Here is a 17,986-nt window from a genome sequence, read left to right as displayed (position 1 = left end):
TGGAATACAGTCGGTTTTCCGCATTCCCCCGCCACCCGACCGCCGCCCGTCGGTACCCTCGCACGTGGCCGGGACGGCCGGCACCCGGGCCGCCCCGGGCCGTGGAATCCATTGCGACAGAAGGATGATCCGCTCGCGATGAACGCACCGACCGGACCTCCCCCGCACCCCCGGCCACCGCGTCGGATCAGGAACGGCCACCAATGGCGGTGGTGGACGGCACTGGGTTCGCTGGCAGGCGTCGGTGCCCTGCTGGTGGCGCTGCTGGCCTGGAAATACCCGACCCAACCCACGGCGACCCCGGACACGACCACGTCACCACCGGCCCCGACCTCGTCCGGGACCGCACCCGCCCCGTCCGGGATGGCGGTCACGGCCGAGGCGCTGGGCGACGACGGGTGGCGGACGTCGATCACCACGAGCCCGTCGCGGATCTTCCTCGTCCGCGCGCGCTACCAGGAGAGGAGCGGCCGTCCCCACCGGCACCTCTGGATCAGGGTGCGCCCGCCGGCCGTCGCCGGGTTCATCGTCGACTCGACCACCGTGTTCGACCGGATGTCCCCCAACGGCCTCTCCTTCCCCGGCGACCTGGCCAAGCCGCCCGGAATCCGGATCGGCGACTTCAGCCCGAGCCCGCAGGGGGCGGAGTTCGCGGTCCGGGTCGGCCACCCGTCGGAGTTCGAGTGCGGCCCGAGGACGTTCCAGTTCCTGGTCGACGTGACCGCCGACGACGTCCCCGACGCGGCCCAGGACGACCAGACGGTCACCGGCATCGTGGACCTGACCGTCCAGAAGACCTGCTGACCGACTCAGCGACACAGGTCACGGCGCGCAGGCGCTGGTGAGCGCCGCCACCTGGTCGGCCTTGGTGGCGAGCCAGGCCGCCGGACGGCCGACCAGGTCGTCCACGGTGACGTCCCGCAACGTGCCGGCGAGGGCGGAAATGGCCTGGTTGACGGAGGTGTCGGCGGCCGACGCGGCGAGGTCGGACAACGACGTCGCCGCAGCGTGCGCGCTGTCCACGGTCCGCTGCGGCGAGCCGGCGTCGAAGATCGCGCCGACCTGGGACAACGCGTCGGTGCAGACCTGCACGGTGGTCGCGGTGTTCGAGATGGCGTTGGCCGTGTTCGCCACTTCCTGCGCAGCACCACAACCACTCACGACAACTGCGAGGGTGGCGACGGACAACGCGACAGCGACAGGGGAACGCATCGAAACTCCTCCGGCTCAACCGAACCAGAGGTCTCCCCGGTCGTCGCGAGGCGACGACGTCGTGACCGAGCCGCTGTGGAGCGACCGTAATGACGATCACGAACCGGGCGGGTACTCCCCTCCGCACCACAAGCATCCGGGATTCCACCCCCCGCGTCAAGCCAAGATCCCTGCGCCACGAACCGGCTGTGCTGACGACAGACGCGGTCGGGCCAGAAACACGGGACCAGTCACCCGCCTCAACCGGTGACGGTCATGGCGGTGGTCTTCATGATGTACCGACCGTTCGTCGACATCGGGTCTCGGGCGCTTCGGTGGCCAGTCGCCCCCGTCCCCCGGTCCTGGCAGCGGTTAGCACCGGGTCGGCGGTGTCAACGGTGCCCGTAGGGCATCGCGCAGCGACGCGAAGCGCCCTTGATGCCGTCGACCCGGTGTTGAACAATCGGACCGTCCGGGGGACGGGTCACCGACCGAACAGGGGCGTCCATCGCCGCCGGCACCGAGATCAACTCGTGCGTGGTCGTGGTGCCAACCGGTGTTGTCCGAGCTGATGTTCCACGTAAACATCTTCGATCAAGGTCACCCGGCCGCGTCGCTACGGGGCGTCGGACACTCCCCACCCGGAGTCGTCAACAACTCGAAGTGCCACATCTCGTTCGCGTAGGTCTGGCAGAGCCCGTAGTCCGCGCCGTGCCGGATCAGCCAGTCGGCCGCGTTGGTCGGCCCGATGTCGATCGCCTTGCCGACCACGTGCTGCGACGTCTCCGGCGTGCTGACGAGCTTGCGCGCCTCCTCGACACCGCCCAACCTGGTGACCGCCTCGTCCAGCAGCCGCTGCTGGTACGCCTTGCTCCGCCACCCCGACGTCACCCGCAACTCGGTCCCCGCCGCCCCGGCGTCGGCCGCCGCCTTCCGCACCGCCGCCAAGAGATCGGGGTCCAGGTTCCGGATCGCCGGGTGCCCCGACTCGGACAGCGCGATGCTGGAGTTGTCGGGAATGCTGCCGTCCTCCTCGGCACGCCCCGCCGCGTGCCCCGACCCCGCCCTGCCCGGGAAGAACTCCCCGCCACAGCCCGACAACGCCACGGCGAGCACCCCGACAACCGCCACCAGGGCCCGCCGCCCACCGTCCACTCGATCACGCACCCCTTGGCAGGACATGTCTTCCTCACTGGTAGAGCCGGAACCCGACCTCTCCGACCCTGCCCGCGCGATGTCCGCACGCCATGTGCGCGATGTCCGCGTTCTGCAACAGCCACCAACGGACCCCCAACCACCCCCCGACCCTCCGACCCCTCCCGACCGACCCCTCCGACCACTCCCCGACCGGCCCTCCGACCGCCCCTCCAAACCAGGCCGCCACCCACCGGCACCCTGCCGGATCCCTCGCGCGCAAGGGATCCGGCAGTGATCAGGCGCGGACGCGGGTGAACAGGCGGCCCGCGAGGTCGACGCCCGCGATCGCACCGTGCTCGTCACGGCTGAAGTAGCCGCGCTGCCCCTTCAACCCGCCTTCGGTGAGGATGTACTCGTCGCCGTCGCCGGGCAGGAAGCCGAACGCGGCCGGCGCGTAGTCCGGGGGCATGTCGGCCTCCGACGCGGCGCGGATCTCCGGCTTGATCCCGACCGCCAGCGTCGAGCGGGTGCCGTCGGTGTCCACGTCCAGGTACATGGCGTCGATCTCGTAGCGACCCGACGCCTCCCGGGCCCGCGCGTCGTCGTACGGGATCGGCTCCGGGTCCCGCTCGACCACGCCGAGGTGGTGTTCGAGCGCCCACCGCACGACGTCCTGGTTGAACCGGAAGCCGTCGGGGCCGACGTTGGCCAGCGAGACGACCGCGAAGTCCCGTTCCGGCACGATCAGCAGTTCGGCGAACTGGCCGTTGCCCGAACCCCCGTGGCCGATGGTGCGCACGCCGTCGACGCCGCGCAGGAACCACGAGATGCCGAAGCTGTCGCCGAGGGTGCTGGCGCGCAGCTCGACGGTCGGTTCCTTCATGCGCCGCAACGCGTCGGCGGACAGCACGCCGTCCCCGGTCCCGAGGTGGAACCCGGCCCAGCGCAGCAGGTCGCTCACGGACGACACGGCACCACCGCCGGGGTTGTTGCCACGCGCGCCGGCCCGCCACGCCGCCCACGGCCGGGCCGGGGCCGACGTGCCGTCCTCGGCGACGTTGTGCCCCACGGCGAACTTGCGGATCATGACGTCGTCCAGGTCGAAGAACGTGTTCGACAGCCCGAGCGGCTCCAGCACCAGCGTGGCCACGGACTTCTCGTAGCTCAGGCCGGTGACCTTCTCGATCACCCGCCCGGCGAGGTTGTAGCCCGCCTGGCTGTAGGACGCGCGGGTGCCGGGCGGCGCGATCGTGCCCAGGCCGGCCATCCGGGCCACGAACCCGGGCAGCGAGTCGTCGTCGCCGTCCGCGTCGATCAGGTTCCAGTCCAGCCCGGACGTGTGGTTGAGCAGCTGGGCGACGGTGATCGCGGCGGTGGCCCGCTCGTCGGAGAGGACGAGTTCGGGGACGTACCGGCGCACCGGGGCGTCCAGGTCGACCCGGCCCTCCTCGGCGAGCCGCACCAGCGCGGTGCCGGTGAAGGTCTTGGTCACCGACGCGAGGTGGAACAGCGTCTTCTCGTCCACCGGGGCCGGGTGCGCGAGGCTGGTCACGCCGTGGTTGGCGTAGACCTCCCGGCCGCCCACCAGCACCCCGACCGAGGCACCGGGCACCCGGTACTCCCCCGCCTTCGCCGCGACGAACCCGGACAGCGTCTCCTGTGGCATCGTGCTCCCCCTCGTTGACTTGAACTAAGTACAAGACCGACCCTAGAGGCCGACTTGAACAAAGTGCAAGTCCTTCGCTGAACTTAGTTCAACTAGGCTGCGGGCCATGCCGCGAGACACGCTGACCGCCGACCAGATCGTGCGCGCCGCCATCGACCTGCTCGACGACGAGGGCCTCGACGGCCTCAACATGCGCAGCCTGGGCAAACGCCTGGACTCGGCGGCCACCGCGATCTACTGGCACATCAAGACCAAGGACGACCTCGTCCGGCTGGCCGGCGACGCGATCTGGGACGAGGTCGACCTGCCCGACCCCGAGGCCGACGACTGGCGCACCGCCGCCACCGCCATGGCCGTCGGCGTGCACGCGATGCTCACCCGCCACCCGTGGCTGGGCCAGGCGTTCGGCAGCCACCTGCTCTACGGCCCCGGCAAGTCCCGCCACGACGACCGCAGCCTGGCCGTCTACGAGAAGGCCGGTTTCGCCCCCGCCGACGCCGACCGCGCCGCGGCCACCGTGTTCATCTACGTGCTGGGCAGCGCCCTGGGGCCCGCCGCCCACGTCTCGCTGACCCGACGCCTGAACAAGAACGGCGACGCCGAGCAACTGATGGCCGACACCATGGCGCGCGCCACCGAGATCGCCCGGCAGTTCCCCCGCCTGCGCGAACGCATCGCGACCACCGACTACCTCGGTGCCCCCGACCGCAGCTTCGAGTTCGGCCTGAACGCCATCCTCGACGGCTTCGAAGCCCGCCTGTCCCGCCACACCGGGCCGGACGGCACGTGACGAACCCGACGCCGTACCCAATCCCATGTCCGACGCCGGACCCGACCCGGATGTGACGCGGACCCCACGCGGTCCCGCCGACGAGCCGGGTTCGGGGTTCCACTGTGGAACGGGCCGGGGGGCGGGTTTTCGGGTGCGCGGGTGCGTGGCATAGAACAGACTCGGACTGCACGCATTCGAGGAGGAAACTTCGTGGCTCAGACGGTTCGCGGCGTGGTCGCACGGGGCAAGGGCGCTCCGGTCGAGGTGGTGGACGTGGTGGTCCCCGATCCCGGTCCGGGCGAGGCCGTGGTGAAGGTGCAGGCCTGCGGGGTCTGCCACACCGACCTGCACTACCGGGAAGGCGGCATCAACGACGAGTTCCCGTTCCTGCTCGGCCACGAGGCGGCCGGGGTGGTGGAGTCGGTCGGCGAGGGCGTCACCGACGTCGCGCCCGGCGACTTCGTGGTGCTGAACTGGCGTGCGGTCTGCGGCGCGTGCCGGGCCTGTCTCAAGGGCAAGCCGTGGTACTGCTTCGCGACCCACAACGCCGGCCAACCGATGACGCTGGCCGACGGCACGCCGCTCTCGCCCGCGCTGGGCATCGGGGCGTTCGCGGAGAAGACGCTGGTGCACGCCGGGCAGTGCACGAAGGTCGACCCGAAGGCGTCGCCGACGGTGGCCGGGCTGCTCGGCTGCGGCGTGATGGCCGGGTTCGGCGCGGCGGTCAACACCGGCAACGTCGGGCGCGGCGACAGCGTCGCGGTGATCGGCTGCGGCGGGGTCGGCAACGCGGCGGTGGCCGGTGCGCGGCTCGCCGGTGCCACCACGGTCGTCGCGGTGGACATCGACCCGCGCAAGCTGGAGTGGGCGCGCGGCCTGGGCGCGACGCACACCGTGGACGCCTCGTCCGAGGACGCCGTGGCCCGGGTCCAGGAGCTGACCGGCGGGTTCGGCGCGGACGTGGTGATCGACGCGGTGGGCCGGCCGGAGACCTGGCGGCAGGCGTTCTACGCCCGCGACCTGGCCGGGACGGTGGTCCTGGTGGGCGTGCCGACGCCGGACATGCGGATCGACCTGCCGCTGATCGACTTCTTCTCGCGCGGCGGGTCGCTCAAGTCGTCCTGGTACGGAGACTGCCTGCCCTCGCGCGACTTCCCGTACATGATCGACCTGTACCTCCAGGGCCGGCTCGACCTCGACGCGTTCGTCAGCGAGACGATCGCGCTGGACCAGGTCGAGGCGGCGTTCACCAAGATGCACCACGGCGACGTGCTGCGCTCGGTGGTGGTGTTCTGATGACCCGCGTCGACCACGGCGTCACGCGCGGCACGTTCAGCCTCGACGGCCAGACCTTCGACGTGGACAACAACGTGTGGGTGATCGGCGACGACCGGGAGTGCGTGGTCGTCGACGCGCCGCACGACGTGGACAAGATCCTCCACGTCGTGGGCGGTCGCGAGGTCAAGGCGATCCTGGCCACCCACGCCCACGACGACCACGTCCGGGTCGCGCCGGCCCTCGCCGCGGCGACCGGCGCGCCGGTCCTGCTGCACCCGGCCGACCGGGTGCTCTGGGACCTGGTGCACCCGGGCACCACCCCGGACGGCGACCTCGCCGACGGTCAGGTGGTGGAGGTCGCGGGCACCGCCCTGCGCGTACTGCACACCCCGGGCCACGCGCCCGGCGCGTGCTGCTTCCACGCCCCGGAGCTGGGTGCGGTGTTCACCGGCGACACCCTGTTCCACGGCGGTCCGGGCGCGACCGGCCGGTCCTACTCGGACTTCGACACGATCATCGAGTCGATCACCAAGCGGCTGCTGGTGCTCCCGGAGGACACCGTCGTGCACACCGGGCACGGCGACGACACCACGATCGGCGCCGAGGCCCCGCACCTCGGCGACTGGATCACCCGCGCCGGCTGACCCGGCGGTGTTCCCGGCGGTGCGGTCGCCCGCGCCGCCGGGAACACCGTCACGGAGCGCCGAACCAGCGGTGCAGGGCGGCCGTCAGGTCGGCCGGGTCGCCGTCGACCCACGCGACGTAGCCGTCCGGCCGCACCAGCACCGCCGACGACGCGCCCAGCGCCTCGGGGTCGAGCGCCGCCGCGGTCGTGGTGACCACCCGGTCGTGCCAGTCGGCCGCCGCCGCGCGGGTGCGCGGGTCGTCCGCGAGGTCGAGCAGCACGCCCTTTCCCCGGTGCAGCAGGCACATCGTGTCGATCCCGCCGTGCAGCGGGCGGGGTGGGAGCCTGCGGCCGAGCAGCGGGTGGTCGCCGGGGCCGACGTCGTAGCGCACGTCCAAGCCGCTGACGATCCCGGCCAGGTGGCGTTTGACGTCGTCGTGCGCGATCAGCTCGGCGAACAGCTCGCGCAGCGGCTCGGCCTCGTCGCCGCCGAGGAACACCGCGCCCTGCGCCCTGGTGTTCATCAGCAGGCGCGCGCCGACCGGGTGCCGTTCGCCGTGGTAGGTGTCCAGCAGGTCGGTGCCCGCGCTGCCGCGCACGACGGCGGCGAGCTTCCAGCCCAGGTTCGCCGCGTCCTGCACCCCGGTGCTCAGGCCCTGGCCCGCCGCCGGGAGGTGGATGTGCGCGGCGTCCCCGGCCAGCAGCACCCGGCCGCGCCGGTACTCGCTCGCCTGCCGGGTGGCGTCGGTGAACGAGCTGACCCAGTCCGCGCCGCCGCCGTGGATCGACTCGCCGGTGAGCCGCTGCCACGCGTCGGCCACCTCGGCGAAGGTGGTCGGCCCGCCGCGCCCGGCGGGCGTGCCGTGCTCGCAGATGATGACCCGGTCGACGCCGGGGCCGAGCGGGGCGGCCATCACCATGCCGCCGGGCAGCCGCTCCCCCAGCGGCCGGGGCCGCAGGTCGCAGCCGACCACGTCGGCCAGGTACATCCCCCGGGTCGCCGACGTGCCCGGGAAGTCGAACCCGCCCAGACCACGCACCACGCTGCGCCCACCGTCACAACCGACCAGGTACGCCGCACGCAGCCGACGCACCCCTTCCGGAGCAGCGGCGGTGACCGTCACCCCGTCCCCGTCGTCCGCGAAGTCCACCACTTCCCAACCCCGACGCACGTCCGCGCCGAGTTCCCCGGCCCACTTCGCCAGCACGGCCTCGGTCCGCGACTGCGGAATGCCCCGCGCGCCGAAATGCCCGTCGGGCAACACGCCGTAGTCGAACTGCACACCGCCGAAGTGGCCCAGCCGGCTGGTCTCCACCTCGCCGAACCACGGCAGCAGCCCGCGCTGCCCGAAGGTCTCCACCGCCCGCGCGGTGAAACCGAGCCCCCGCGACTGCCCGGTGGGCTGAGCCAGCTGTTCCAGCAGCACCACCCGGGCACCGCCCAGGCACAGCTCACCCGCCAGCATCAGCCCGGTCGGCCCCGCGCCGACGACGATCACGTCCGTGTCCACGACACTCCCCTCCAGTCCCTAGTCGGTGCCGGGTGCGGCGGGCCGAACCAGCGCCGCAGCGCGGCGACCGCGCCCGCCTGGTCGCCGCCGGTCCACGCCAGGTGGCCGTCCGGCCGGACCAGCGCCGCCGCAACGCCCGCGAGCGGGCCGGTGCGCGGGCGGTCGGCCGGCACGACCGCGATCCGGTCCGCCCACGGCAGCGCGGCCCACGACAGCGGCGCGGCCCGGTCGCCGGTGCAGTCCACGAACAGGCCGCGCCCGGCGCGCAGCAGGACCGCCGTCGTGGTCGGTCCGTCCGAAGTGGACAGCTCGGTCGCCGGCAGCCGCGCGCCGAGCAGCGGGTGGTCGCCGGGGCCGACGTCGTAGCGCACGTCCAGGCCGCTGATCGCCCCGGCCAGCCGGGCCCGGACCGGTTCGGTGCCGATCAGCTCGCCGAGCAGCGCGCGGACCGGTTCGACCTCCGGGCCGCCGAACAGCAGGGCGGCCTGCGCCCGGATGCCGCCCAGGGTCCGGGCCCCGGCCGCGTGCCGTTCGTCGTGGTAGCTGTCGAGCAACCCCGGCACCGGCTCGCGCACCGCCAGGGCCAGCTTCCAGCCCAGGTTGGCGGCGTCCTGGAGCCCGAGGTTGAGCGCCTGGCCGCCGATCGGCGGCTGCCGGTGCGCGGCGTCGCCGGCGAACAGCACCCGGCCCCGCCGGTACCGGTCGACCTGCCGGCAGGCGTCGCCGAAAGCGTTGACCCACAACGGTTCCCCGCCGCCGATGTCATCACCGGCGACCCGCTTCCAGGCGTCGACCACCCGGGCGAAGTCCGGTTCGCCGGCGGCCGGCGCGGTGCCGGACTCGTGCACCATCACCCGGGTCACGCCGTCCGGGCCGCGCCGCGCGATCGCCAGGCCGTGCGGCAGGCGTTCGAAGCGGCGGTCCCGGATCGCGATGCCCGCCACGTCCGCGCGCAGCATCTCGCGGCGGGCGTCGTGGCCGGGGAACGGCACCCCGGTCAGCGCCCGCACCGTGCTGTCCTCGCCGTCGCAGCCGACCAGGTACGCGGCGCGCAGCCGCCGGGTGCCCTGCGGTGTCGCCGCCACGACCCGCACGCCGTCCTCGTCCTCGGCGAGGTCGAGCAGCTCCCAGCCGCGCCGGACGTCCGCGCCGAGCCCCACCGCCCACCGTTCGAGCACGTCCGAGGTCGTGGCCTGGGGCACCTTCCACTGGCCCGGGTAGGGGCCGGACGTGGCCAGGTCCAGCGGGATGCCCGCGAAGTGGCCGCGCGGCTCGCACGGCGGGCCGCCGAGCACGTCGAGCAGGCCGCGCTGGTCGAGGACCTCCATCGTGCGCGCGTGCAGGGTGGAGGCCCGCGACTCGGTCGTGCGGGAGGTCAGCCGTTCCAGCACGACCACGTCCGCCCCGCCCAGCCGCAGCTCGCCGGCCAGCAGCAGCCCGACCGGCCCGGCCCCGACGACCACGACCTCGGTGGTGTCCCCGGCCACGGTCAGCCGGCCTTCTCGGCGTAGTCCTTGGCGTGCGCCAAGGTGGCCCGGCTGTTGGCGCTCAACGCCTTCTCGACGTAGGCGCGGGCGTCGGCCACCGAGGCGTCCGCGCCCAGCACCGCCGCGATGTTCGCGGTGTTGAGCATGACGGCGTGCTGCGACGACGCCGCCACCCCGCGCTCGTTCTCGACCAGCGTCCAGCACCCGGTGTGGACGGTCATCAGCGCGGGCAGGGTGACCTGCTTGTAGGCGATCCGGTGGTGCGGGAAGGTCACCCGGTAGGACTTGGTGACGTGCGTGGAGCCGTCCGTCGCGCGGGTCTGCATCTCCAGCGACTGCAGGCCCGGCGCGGGTTCGGCGAGGTCGACCGCGGCCACGTGCGGCAGCCGCCGCGACCACAGGTGCGCGTCGTTGAGGAAGTCGTAGACGTCCCGCGCCGACCCGTCGACCTGGACGGTGTCCTCGAAGGTGAAGGCGAGCCCCTCGGCGGAGTGCGCGAGTTCGGCGTTGGCCTTCAACGCGGCCAGTTCGGACCGCGAGTTGCGGTCGACCGCCTCGGCGATCCAGTCCAGGGCGCCCGGTTCGTCGTCGACGGCCCGGTAGTCGTGCAGCAGGCGCACCCTGGACCGGCCGCTGGGCAGCGGTTCCACCACCCACGTGCCGCCCATCGAGGCGACGGGCGCGGCGGAGACCTCCTGGCGGAACCCGATCCGGAGGTGCTCGGGGTCCAGCACGCGGCGCGAGGTCCAGCTCTTGGGTTCGCCGTTGGCGGTGGCCCAGATCCGGATGCGCTCCTCGTTGCCCCGTCTCTCCAGCACGTCGACGTAGATCGTGGGCGGGAAGACCCTCGGCCAGTTCTCCACCTCGGAGATCAGCCGGTAGAGCCCGGCGGCCGGTGCCGAGACCACGATCTCGTGCTCGACGGACCGCTGCGGGTGCGTCATGTCACCACTTCCTCGGGTTGGGTGGGGCGGGTCAGAAGTTGCCCAGGCCGCCGCAGACGTTGAGCGCCTGCGCGGTGATCGAACCGGCGACGTCGGAGACCAGGTAGCCGACCAGGCCGGCGACCTCGTCGGGCGTGGAGTAGCGGCCGAGCGGGATCTTCGCCTGGAACTTCTCCAGGATCGCGTCCTCGGTGGTGTCGTAGGCCGCCGCGTACCCCTGCCGGACCCGCTGCGCCATCGGCGTTTCCACATAACCCGGGCACACCGCGTTCACCGTGATCCCGGTCGGCGCCAGCTCGTTGCCCAACGCCTTGGTGAACCCCACGACACCGTGCTTCGACGCCGAGTACGGCGCACCCAGCACCACACCCTGCTTGCCCGCCGTCGACGCGATGTTGACGATCCGGCCCCACTTCCGGTCACGCAGGCCGCCTGCGGTCAGGACTTCACGGGTGGTGCGGAAGACGCTGGTGAGGTTGGTGTCCATGACGTCCTGCCACAGGTCGTCGGCGATGTCGGCGGTGACCCCGCCACCGCTGCGGCCCGCGTTGTTGACCAGCACGTCCACCCGGCCGAACCGGTCCACGGCGGCCCGCACGAAGTCCCGGGTGGACTCCCCGGACCGCACGTCGAGCGCTGCGCCGGCGACGTCGAACCCGTCCTCGCGCAACCGCGCGACCGTCGAGTCCACGTTCGCGGCGGTGCGCGCGCCGATGAACACCCGGTGGCCCTGCCCGGCCAGCGTCCGGGCGACGGCCAGGCCGATCCCGCTGGTGGCCCCGGTGACCAGGGCGACCCGTTGTTGGTGCGACATTCGTCCCCCAGGGGTGGTCAGGTGGTGAGGTGGGCGTTGACCGCGTCGATCAGCTCGCGCGGGGTCTCCGCGTCGGCCAGCGAGTCGTCCAGGGAAGTGCTGTACTCGCGCTCGATGCGGCCCAGCGCCTCCAGCAGGGCCAGCGACTCGTAGCCGAGGTCCTCGAAGCGCTTGTCCAGCGCGTTGCCGTCGAAGTCGACGTCCTCCGCGGCCCCGGCGCAGTCCAGCAGGATGCGGGCCAGGTCGTCCAAGGTGAACGAGTCGGTCATGTCAGGTCGTCCTTCCGCAGTCGGGGCGCGGACTCGCAGCGGCGGACGAGCATCGCGGAGTTGAACCCGCCCTCGCCCCTCGCGAGCACCAGCGCGGTGCACAGCTGGGCGGCCCGGGGTGCCGAGCCGACCAGGTCCAATTCGTAGGCCGCGGACACCTCGACGTTCACCGTCGGCGGGATCAGGCCCTCGGCCATGGCCAGGAACGCGGCGGCCAGGTCGAGGGGTGCCGCGCCGGAGCACAGCCGGCCGGTCATGGTCTTGGGCGCGGTGACCGGGACGCCGCCGGGCCCGAACACGTCGGTGATCGCCCGGGCCTCCGCCCGGTCGAGGTCGGGCACGGCCGCCGCGTCGGCGAACACCACGTCCACCTGATCGGCGGTCAGCCCGGCGTCCGCGATGGCGATCTCCATCGCCTTGCGCAGCCCCGGCCCCCGGTCGCGGCCGGGTTCCGGGTCGAACGTCGCGCCGTAGCCCGCGATCTCGCCGTACACCTCGGCCCCGCGCGCCTCGGCCGCCTCGGCGGACTCCACGACCATGATCGCGCCGCCCTCGCCCGGCACGTGGCCGCGCGCGGCCCGGTCGAACGGCAGGTAGGCGCGGGCCGGGTCGTCGGACGTGCTCAGCCGCCCGCTCGCGAGCTGCGCGACCCAGCCCCACGGGCAGATCGACGCGTCGACCGCGCCGGACACCACCAGGTTCGTGCCCTTGCGGACCAGCCGGCGGGCCTGCGCCACCGCGTCGAGCCCGCCCGCCTGGTCGCTGACCACGACCCCGCTGGGCCCCTTCATCCCGTTGCGGATGGAGATCTGCCCGCTGTTGACCGCGTAGAACCAGGCGAAGGACTGGTAGGCGCTGACGTGCTTGCTGCCCTGGCTCCACAGCTTGCGCAGCTCGCCCTGGCCGAACTCGAACCCGCCCGACGAACTCGCCGTCACCACGCCCATGTCGAACGCGCCGACCTCCTCCGGCCGCACGTCCGCGTCGCCCAGCGCCCACTCGGCGGCCACCAGCGCCAGCCTGGTCATCCGGTCGGTCTGCGGCAGCAGCCGGCCCGGCAGGTGGTCCTCGGCCACGAACCCGCTCACCTCGCCGGCCAGCCGCGCCGGGTACCCGGACGGGTCGAAGCGGGTGATCCGGCCGATGCCGCTGTGGCCGACGCGGGTGGCCCGCCAGTAGTCGCCGACGCCCAGGCCGTTCGGCGAGACCACGCCGAGCCCGGTCACCACCACCCGGCCGGTCACGGTTCCCGCCGATCCGGCCGGGCCAGCACCATCGCGCTCTGGAACCCGCCGAACCCGCTGCCGACGGTGAGCACGGCGTCGGTCCGGTGGTCGCGGGCCTCCAGCGGCACGTAGTCCAGGTCGCACTCCGGGTCGGGGGTGTGCAGGTTGGCCGTCGGCGGCACCACGTCGTGCTCCATGGCCAGCGCGGACGCGGCGATCTCGATGGAGCCGATGGCACCGAGCGAGTGGCCGACCATGGACTTGATCGAGCTGACCGGCACGCGGTAGGCGTGCTCGCCCAGTGCGCGCTTGAACGCGGCGGTCTCGTGGCGGTCGTTCTGCTTGGTGCCCGAGCCGTGCGCGTTGACGTAGTCGACCTGGTCCGGGTTGAGCCGGGCCTCGGCCAGCGCCAGCCGGATCGCCTCGGCCATCTCCAGGCCGTCCGGGCGCAGGCCGGTCATGTGGTAGGCGTTGCTGCGCGTCGCGTAGCCCGCGATCTCGGCGTAGACGTGCGCGCCGCGCCGGCGGGCGCTCTCCAGCTCCTCCAGCACGAACACCGCCGCGCCCTCGCCGAGCACGAACCCGTTGCGGGTCCCGTCGAACGGGCGGGACGCGCTCGCCGGGTCGTCGTGGCGCGGGGTGGTGGCCTTGATGGCGTCGAAGCAGGCCAGCGTGATCGGCGAGATCGGGGCGTCGGACGACCCGGCGACCATCACGTCGGCCGAGCCCTCGCGGATCAGCTCGGCGGCGTAGCCCACCGAGTCGATGCCGGAGGTGCACCCGGTGGAGACCAGGGTGGCCGGACCGCGCGCGCCGACCGCCGTCGCCACCTCGGCGACGAACGAGCTGGGCACCAGGTAGCCGTAGAGGTGCGGCACCGCGTACTCGTGGTCGACCAGGTGCAGCCGGCCGCCGTCGCTGACCACCCGGTACTCCTGGTCGAGCCCCATGGTCGCGCCGACCGCGCTGCCGATCGTGACCCCGAACCGGTAGGGGTCCAGGCCCGCCGGCTCCACGCCGCTGTCCGCGACCGCGCCGCGCGCGGTGACCACCGCGAACTGGGCGGCCCGGTCCATCCGCCGGATCTCCTGCGGGGTCAGGCCGTGCGCCTCGGCGTCGAAGTCGACCTCCGCCGCGACCCGGGACCGGAACGGCGACGGGTCGAAGGTGCTGATCATCCGGGTGGCGGTGCGCCCCTCGTCGAGCAGGCTCCAGAACTCCTTGGTGCCCACGCCGCCCGGCGCCAGCACCTCGATGCCGGTGATGACCACGCGTCGCCCGGTCATTCGGCCGCGTCCCAGTGGTAGAACCGGGTCGCCATCGCGTCGGCGGGCGAGCGCCAGGTCCGCGGGTCGTAGGCGTCGATGAACGGCTTGAGGTCCTGGCTGATCGCGACGAACCGCGGATCGGTCTTGGCCTCCTCGATCAGCTCGCCGCCGTTGTCCCCGTCGAAGTCCTGCAGGTGGAAGTACAGGCCCCGGTAGGAGAAGAGCTGCCGCCGGCGGGTGCCCATCCGGTGCGGCATCGGGGTGGCGTCGAAGTCGCCGAAGATCCCGGCGACCGAGGCGCCGGACGCGGCGTCCATCCGCGCCACGATCAACGTGCTGTGCGTGCGTCCCACTGTCACTGTCCACTCCTGATCTCGCCGAGCGCGGTCGCCGGAGGCGTCCACTCGGAACTGGGTGAGCGCGCGGGTGCCGGGCCGGGCGGGCCGGTGGGCCGCCGTCGAGGTGGCGCGATCGGTGATCGGCTTTGTCCGCACGTACCCGTCCCCCGACTCCTCCGGCGACGCGCGGGAATGTCCTCCGAACGCGTCTGCGATCCCGAATCCATGATTGGCGAGCCGGCCGGGGGTATTCAATACGACCGGTTGCAGGGTTCGGTCACGTTTTCCAGGCGACCGGCACCGGATGCGCGGGACTGCCACGGATACGTCAGATCCCGGTCAAATACCCGGGCCCGCCCGGGGGGTGCGGACACGCAAAAGGGCGGCCCCCGAAACGGGGACCGCCCGGTGCCGGACGTGTTCTCCTCACCCACCGCCCAGGCGGAAACCGACGCCGCGCACGGTGATGATCCAGTCGCTGCCGCCGAGTTTGTTGCGGAGACTGCTGACGTGGGTGTCGACGGTGCGCCGGGACCACGAGTCGCCCCAGATCTGGCGCATTATCCGCTGCCGCGACACCACCGTGCCGGGGTGCGAGGCGAGCAGGAACAGGAGGTCGAACTCCTTGCGCGTGACGTCGACCGGCCTGCCGTGCAGGCGCACCTCGCGGGAGCCGGGGTCGACGCACAGCGGCCCGCAGGACACGATCCGGGCCTCCGGCGGACGCGGTCGGGCCCGCCGCATGATCGCGTCCATGCGCGCCATGAGTTCCCGGAAGCCGTAGGGTTTGACCACGTAGTCGTCGGCGCCGGCCTGCAGGCCGAGCACCCGTTCCAGCTCCGCGCCGCGCGCGGCGACCGCGATCACCGGCACGTCGCAGCTCGACCGGATCTCGCGGCAGACCTCCAGCCCGTCCAGGTCCGCCAGCTCCAGGTCGAGCAGGACGATGTCCGCGTCGCCGTAGCACCGCAACGCCTCGCCGCCGGTCTCCGCGCCGCGCACCTCGTGGCCGTGCCGGCGCAGCCCTTTGGCGAGGACTTCCAGCGCCTGCGCGTTGTGCTCCACCACGAGCACCCGCCACGCGGTCGACGACGTGGCCGCCACCGCTCCGGCTAATCGCGTCTCCGGCGAATTGATCAAAGGCTGGCTCATCGGCTTCCCCCCGGATGCCACGTGAGATACGTGCATAACCCCGAGGTGGACAGTACAGAGCCTCACACAATCTGTCAAAGATTAGTGCCGTGCACCACTTGTCCGGATTCGTGCAAACCAATCCATATCAGACCGTAATCAACTGTGCGCGATGCGGCACGGGCACCGCGCGGAATCCTTCAATAGACGAAGTATTTAGCCCCGCCGGTATCCCCGGACCCGCCCGGTGCGGCACCGCGCCGAACAACGCCCGGCACCGGGCGGAGGTGTCGGAATGCGCCCGACACCTCCGCACCCGTGCTCAGAGCACGCCCAGCGCGCGGTCCACCCGGACTTCGACCACCACGAGACCCGGCGGGTTCGGCGGGGCCTGGCCGTAGCGGTGGAAGTAGCGGCGGACCCCCTCGGCCACCCGGGCCGGGTCGTCCGACACCACCGCCGTGCCCTCCAGCGTCACCCAGCGGTAGCCGACCATCTGGCACAGCGACGCGCGCGCCGCCGGGTCGGCCACGATGTTGCGCACCTTGCGACGGGTGACCACCGTCATCACCCTGGCCAGCCCCGACTCCGGGTCCCAGGTGAACCGGACCGGGGCCACGTGGGGCGACCCGTCGGGCCGGCAGGTGGTCAGCGCGCACAGGGCGTCCTGGGCGAGGAACTGCTCGGCGGCCTCGGACAACTTCAACGACACGCTGCCGCTCATCTAGGCCACCGGCGTCGGCTGGTGCTCCGACGCCCTCATCATCGGCAGCGTCAGCGCGACCAGCACGGCCGCGACCGCGAAGCCCGCCCCGACCAGGAACGCCTCGTGGAACACCGTGGCCCGGCCCTCGTCGAGCCGCGCGGGGTCGTCGCCCGCCCACGCGGTCAGCTCCGGGATCAGCGCGAAGGCGAGGTTGGCCGCGACCGCCACGCCCAGCGCGCCGCCCGCCTCCTGGCTGGTGTTGATCAGGCCCGCGGCCAGGCCCGAGTCCTTCTTCTCGACCCTGGCGAACGCCGCGACCTGGAGCGGCACGAACGCCAGCCCCATGCCGAACCCGGTGATCAGGAACGCGGGCAGGATGTGCACGACGTAGGTCGCGTCCACCGGCAGCCGCCACAGCAGCACCATCCCGGTGAACGCCATGAGCAGCCCGGCCAGCAGGACCGGCTTGGCCGCGACCTTGCTGACCAGGCCCTGCGACACCCCCGCGCCGACCGACACGATGGCGGCGATCGGGATGTAGGCCAGGCCGGTGGTCATCGGCGAGTAGTCCAGCACCTGCTGCATGAACAGGCTGGCGAAGAAGAACAGCGTCACCAGCGTGCCCATCATGAACACGGCGGTGATGTTCGCGGTGGTCATCACCCGGTTGCGGAAGATCGACAGCGGGATCAGCGGTTCGGCGGACCGGCGCTCGATCACCAGGAAGGCGAGCAGCAGGACGGCCGAGGCGGTCAGGCAGCCGATGGTCTTGATCGACCCCCACGTCCAGTCCACGGTCTGGCCCAGCGTGTAGATGAACAGCACCAGACCCGCGGTGAGCGTGACGGCACCGGCCACGTCGAACTTGCGCCGCCGCTCCGAACCACGGCTCTCGGACACGATCATCGGCGCGACCACGGCCGCCGCGATGCCGATGGGCACGTTGATGAAGAAGATCCACCGCCAGCCCGGCCCCTCGGTCAACACGCCGCCCAGGACGACGCCGACCACGGAGGCGATACCGCTGACGCCGCCCCACACGCCGAGCGCGCGGGCACGGGCGGGGCCTTCGGCGAACGTGCTGGTGAGCAGGCTCAGCGCGGCCGGGGCGATGAGCGCCGACCCGAGCCCCTGCAGCCCTCGGGCGGAGATCAGCATGAACGGCCCCTGCGCGACGCCCGCGATCAGCGACGCGACCGCGAACACGACCAGGCCGGTCTGGAGCAGCCGGCGGCGGCCGAAGGTGTCCGCCAGCCGCCCGCCGAGCAGCAGGAACCCGCCGAGCACGGTGCCGTAGGCGGTGACGACGTACTGGAGGAAGGTCTCCTCGATGTGCAGTTCGTGCTCGATCGTCGGCAGGGAGACGTTGACGATCGACACGTCGAGGAAGGTCATGAACCCGGCGATGCACAGGAACGCCAGGACCAATCCGGGACTCCGGACCCGACCGGGGTCGCTGGTGGTCGATTCTGAAACGGACATGCGGCTGCGCTCCTCAGAGCTCGGGTGGGCCACCGCGAAGTGGCGGGTTCGGTCCATCGGTGTGCGTTGTCGCCGCGACCGGGCCACGCTAACAGCGCGGGTATAGTAGGTACCTAGAGGAAAGTGACTTCCCGGAGGAGG

At 72.4% G+C, this 17,986-nt stretch carries 18 protein-coding genes; 4 read left to right on the top strand and 14 right to left on the bottom strand.

Going from position 1 to position 17,986, the window contains the following annotated elements; all coding sequences use genetic code 11:
- Positions 1–138: 138 nt before the first annotated feature.
- Positions 139–804, top strand: coding sequence for a hypothetical protein (locus AC0HI0_RS09645; protein WP_480931947.1), 666 nt, complete (start codon positions 139–141; stop codon positions 802–804).
- An 18-nt stretch (positions 805–822) separates the two neighbouring features.
- Here the strand turns inward: AC0HI0_RS09645 and AC0HI0_RS09640 are convergent, their stop codons facing one another.
- The 3 genes from AC0HI0_RS09640 to AC0HI0_RS09630 form a co-directional block, all read right to left on the bottom strand.
- Complete coding sequence (locus AC0HI0_RS09640; RefSeq protein ID WP_480931946.1) at positions 823–1,212, bottom strand: bacteriophage spanin2 family protein; 390 nt, start codon at positions 1,210–1,212, stop codon at positions 823–825.
- 579 nt (positions 1,213–1,791) lie between these two features.
- Positions 1,792–2,358 (bottom strand): M15 family metallopeptidase, encoded by a 567-nt coding sequence (locus AC0HI0_RS09635; RefSeq protein WP_480931945.1) that lies wholly within the window; start codon positions 2,356–2,358, stop codon positions 1,792–1,794.
- Positions 2,359–2,623: 265 nt separating this feature from the next.
- Positions 2,624–3,994: a serine hydrolase domain-containing protein gene (locus tag AC0HI0_RS09630; RefSeq protein WP_480931944.1), complete on the bottom strand. Its 1,371-nt coding sequence runs from the start codon at positions 3,992–3,994 to the stop codon at positions 2,624–2,626.
- 106 nt (positions 3,995–4,100) lie between these two features.
- Here AC0HI0_RS09630 and AC0HI0_RS09625 point away from each other — a divergent pair, with 106 nt between their 5' ends.
- The 3 genes from AC0HI0_RS09625 (at position 4,101) to AC0HI0_RS09615 (ending at position 6,688) form a co-directional block, all read left to right on the top strand.
- On the top strand, positions 4,101–4,784 hold the full coding sequence (locus AC0HI0_RS09625) for a TetR/AcrR family transcriptional regulator (protein WP_480931943.1): 684 nt from the start codon (positions 4,101–4,103) through the stop codon (positions 4,782–4,784).
- A gap of 192 nt (positions 4,785–4,976) precedes the next feature.
- On the top strand, positions 4,977–6,062 hold the full coding sequence (locus AC0HI0_RS09620; RefSeq protein ID WP_480931942.1) for an S-(hydroxymethyl)mycothiol dehydrogenase: 1,086 nt from the start codon (positions 4,977–4,979) through the stop codon (positions 6,060–6,062).
- Entirely contained in the window at positions 6,062–6,688 is a 627-nt protein-coding gene (locus AC0HI0_RS09615) for an MBL fold metallo-hydrolase (RefSeq protein ID WP_480931941.1), read from the top strand. Before AC0HI0_RS09620 ends, AC0HI0_RS09615 begins: the two co-directional genes overlap by 1 nt.
- A gap of 49 nt (positions 6,689–6,737) precedes the next feature.
- Here AC0HI0_RS09615 and AC0HI0_RS09610 read toward each other — a convergent pair whose 3' ends face one another.
- The 11 genes from AC0HI0_RS09610 to AC0HI0_RS09560 all read right to left on the bottom strand — a co-directional run bounded on the left by AC0HI0_RS09610 (position 6,738) and on the right by AC0HI0_RS09560 (position 17,845).
- Positions 6,738–8,180, bottom strand: a complete 1,443-nt coding sequence (locus AC0HI0_RS09610; RefSeq protein WP_480931940.1) for an FAD-dependent monooxygenase — start codon at positions 8,178–8,180, stop codon at positions 6,738–6,740.
- Positions 8,165–9,667 carry an FAD-dependent monooxygenase gene (locus AC0HI0_RS09605; RefSeq protein ID WP_480931939.1) on the bottom strand — a complete coding sequence of 501 codons (1,503 nt, stop codon included), beginning with the start codon at positions 9,665–9,667 and terminating at the stop codon, positions 8,165–8,167. The genes AC0HI0_RS09610 and AC0HI0_RS09605 overlap by 16 nt, the downstream gene beginning before the upstream one ends.
- A gap of 2 nt (positions 9,668–9,669) precedes the next feature.
- Entirely contained in the window at positions 9,670–10,611 is a 942-nt protein-coding gene (locus tag AC0HI0_RS09600; RefSeq protein ID WP_480931938.1) for an aromatase/cyclase, read from the bottom strand.
- 31 nt (positions 10,612–10,642) lie between these two features.
- Positions 10,643–11,425: a 3-oxoacyl-ACP reductase FabG gene (gene fabG, locus AC0HI0_RS09595; RefSeq protein ID WP_480931937.1), complete on the bottom strand. Its 783-nt coding sequence runs from the start codon at positions 11,423–11,425 to the stop codon at positions 10,643–10,645.
- A 17-nt stretch (positions 11,426–11,442) separates the two neighbouring features.
- Positions 11,443–11,694, bottom strand: coding sequence for an acyl carrier protein (locus AC0HI0_RS09590; RefSeq protein WP_480931936.1), 252 nt, complete (start codon positions 11,692–11,694; stop codon positions 11,443–11,445).
- Positions 11,691–12,938 (bottom strand): ketosynthase chain-length factor, encoded by a 1,248-nt coding sequence (locus AC0HI0_RS09585; RefSeq protein WP_480931935.1) that lies wholly within the window; start codon positions 12,936–12,938, stop codon positions 11,691–11,693. Before AC0HI0_RS09585 ends, AC0HI0_RS09590 begins: the two co-directional genes overlap by 4 nt.
- Positions 12,935–14,206: a beta-ketoacyl-[acyl-carrier-protein] synthase family protein gene (locus tag AC0HI0_RS09580; protein ID WP_480931934.1), complete on the bottom strand. Its 1,272-nt coding sequence runs from the start codon at positions 14,204–14,206 to the stop codon at positions 12,935–12,937. The genes AC0HI0_RS09585 and AC0HI0_RS09580 overlap by 4 nt, the downstream gene beginning before the upstream one ends.
- Positions 14,203–14,547: a TcmI family type II polyketide cyclase gene (locus tag AC0HI0_RS09575; RefSeq protein ID WP_480931933.1), complete on the bottom strand. Its 345-nt coding sequence runs from the start codon at positions 14,545–14,547 to the stop codon at positions 14,203–14,205. The genes AC0HI0_RS09580 and AC0HI0_RS09575 overlap by 4 nt, the downstream gene beginning before the upstream one ends.
- A 405-nt stretch (positions 14,548–14,952) precedes the next feature.
- Complete coding sequence (locus tag AC0HI0_RS09570; protein WP_480931932.1) at positions 14,953–15,678, bottom strand: response regulator transcription factor; 726 nt, start codon at positions 15,676–15,678, stop codon at positions 14,953–14,955.
- Between the two features lie 301 nt (positions 15,679–15,979).
- Positions 15,980–16,381 carry a pyridoxamine 5'-phosphate oxidase family protein gene (locus AC0HI0_RS09565; RefSeq protein WP_480931931.1) on the bottom strand — a complete coding sequence of 134 codons (402 nt, stop codon included), beginning with the start codon at positions 16,379–16,381 and terminating at the stop codon, positions 15,980–15,982.
- Positions 16,382–17,845, bottom strand: coding sequence for an MFS transporter (locus AC0HI0_RS09560; protein ID WP_480931930.1), 1,464 nt, complete (start codon positions 17,843–17,845; stop codon positions 16,382–16,384). It lies immediately after the preceding gene.
- Between the last annotated feature and the right edge of the window lie 141 nt (positions 17,846–17,986).

Source organism: Saccharothrix sp. NBAS 001, from assembly GCF_056640475.1.
The sequence above is the reverse complement of the archived record's forward strand: the minus strand, read 5'-3'. Positions and strand labels throughout refer to the sequence as shown.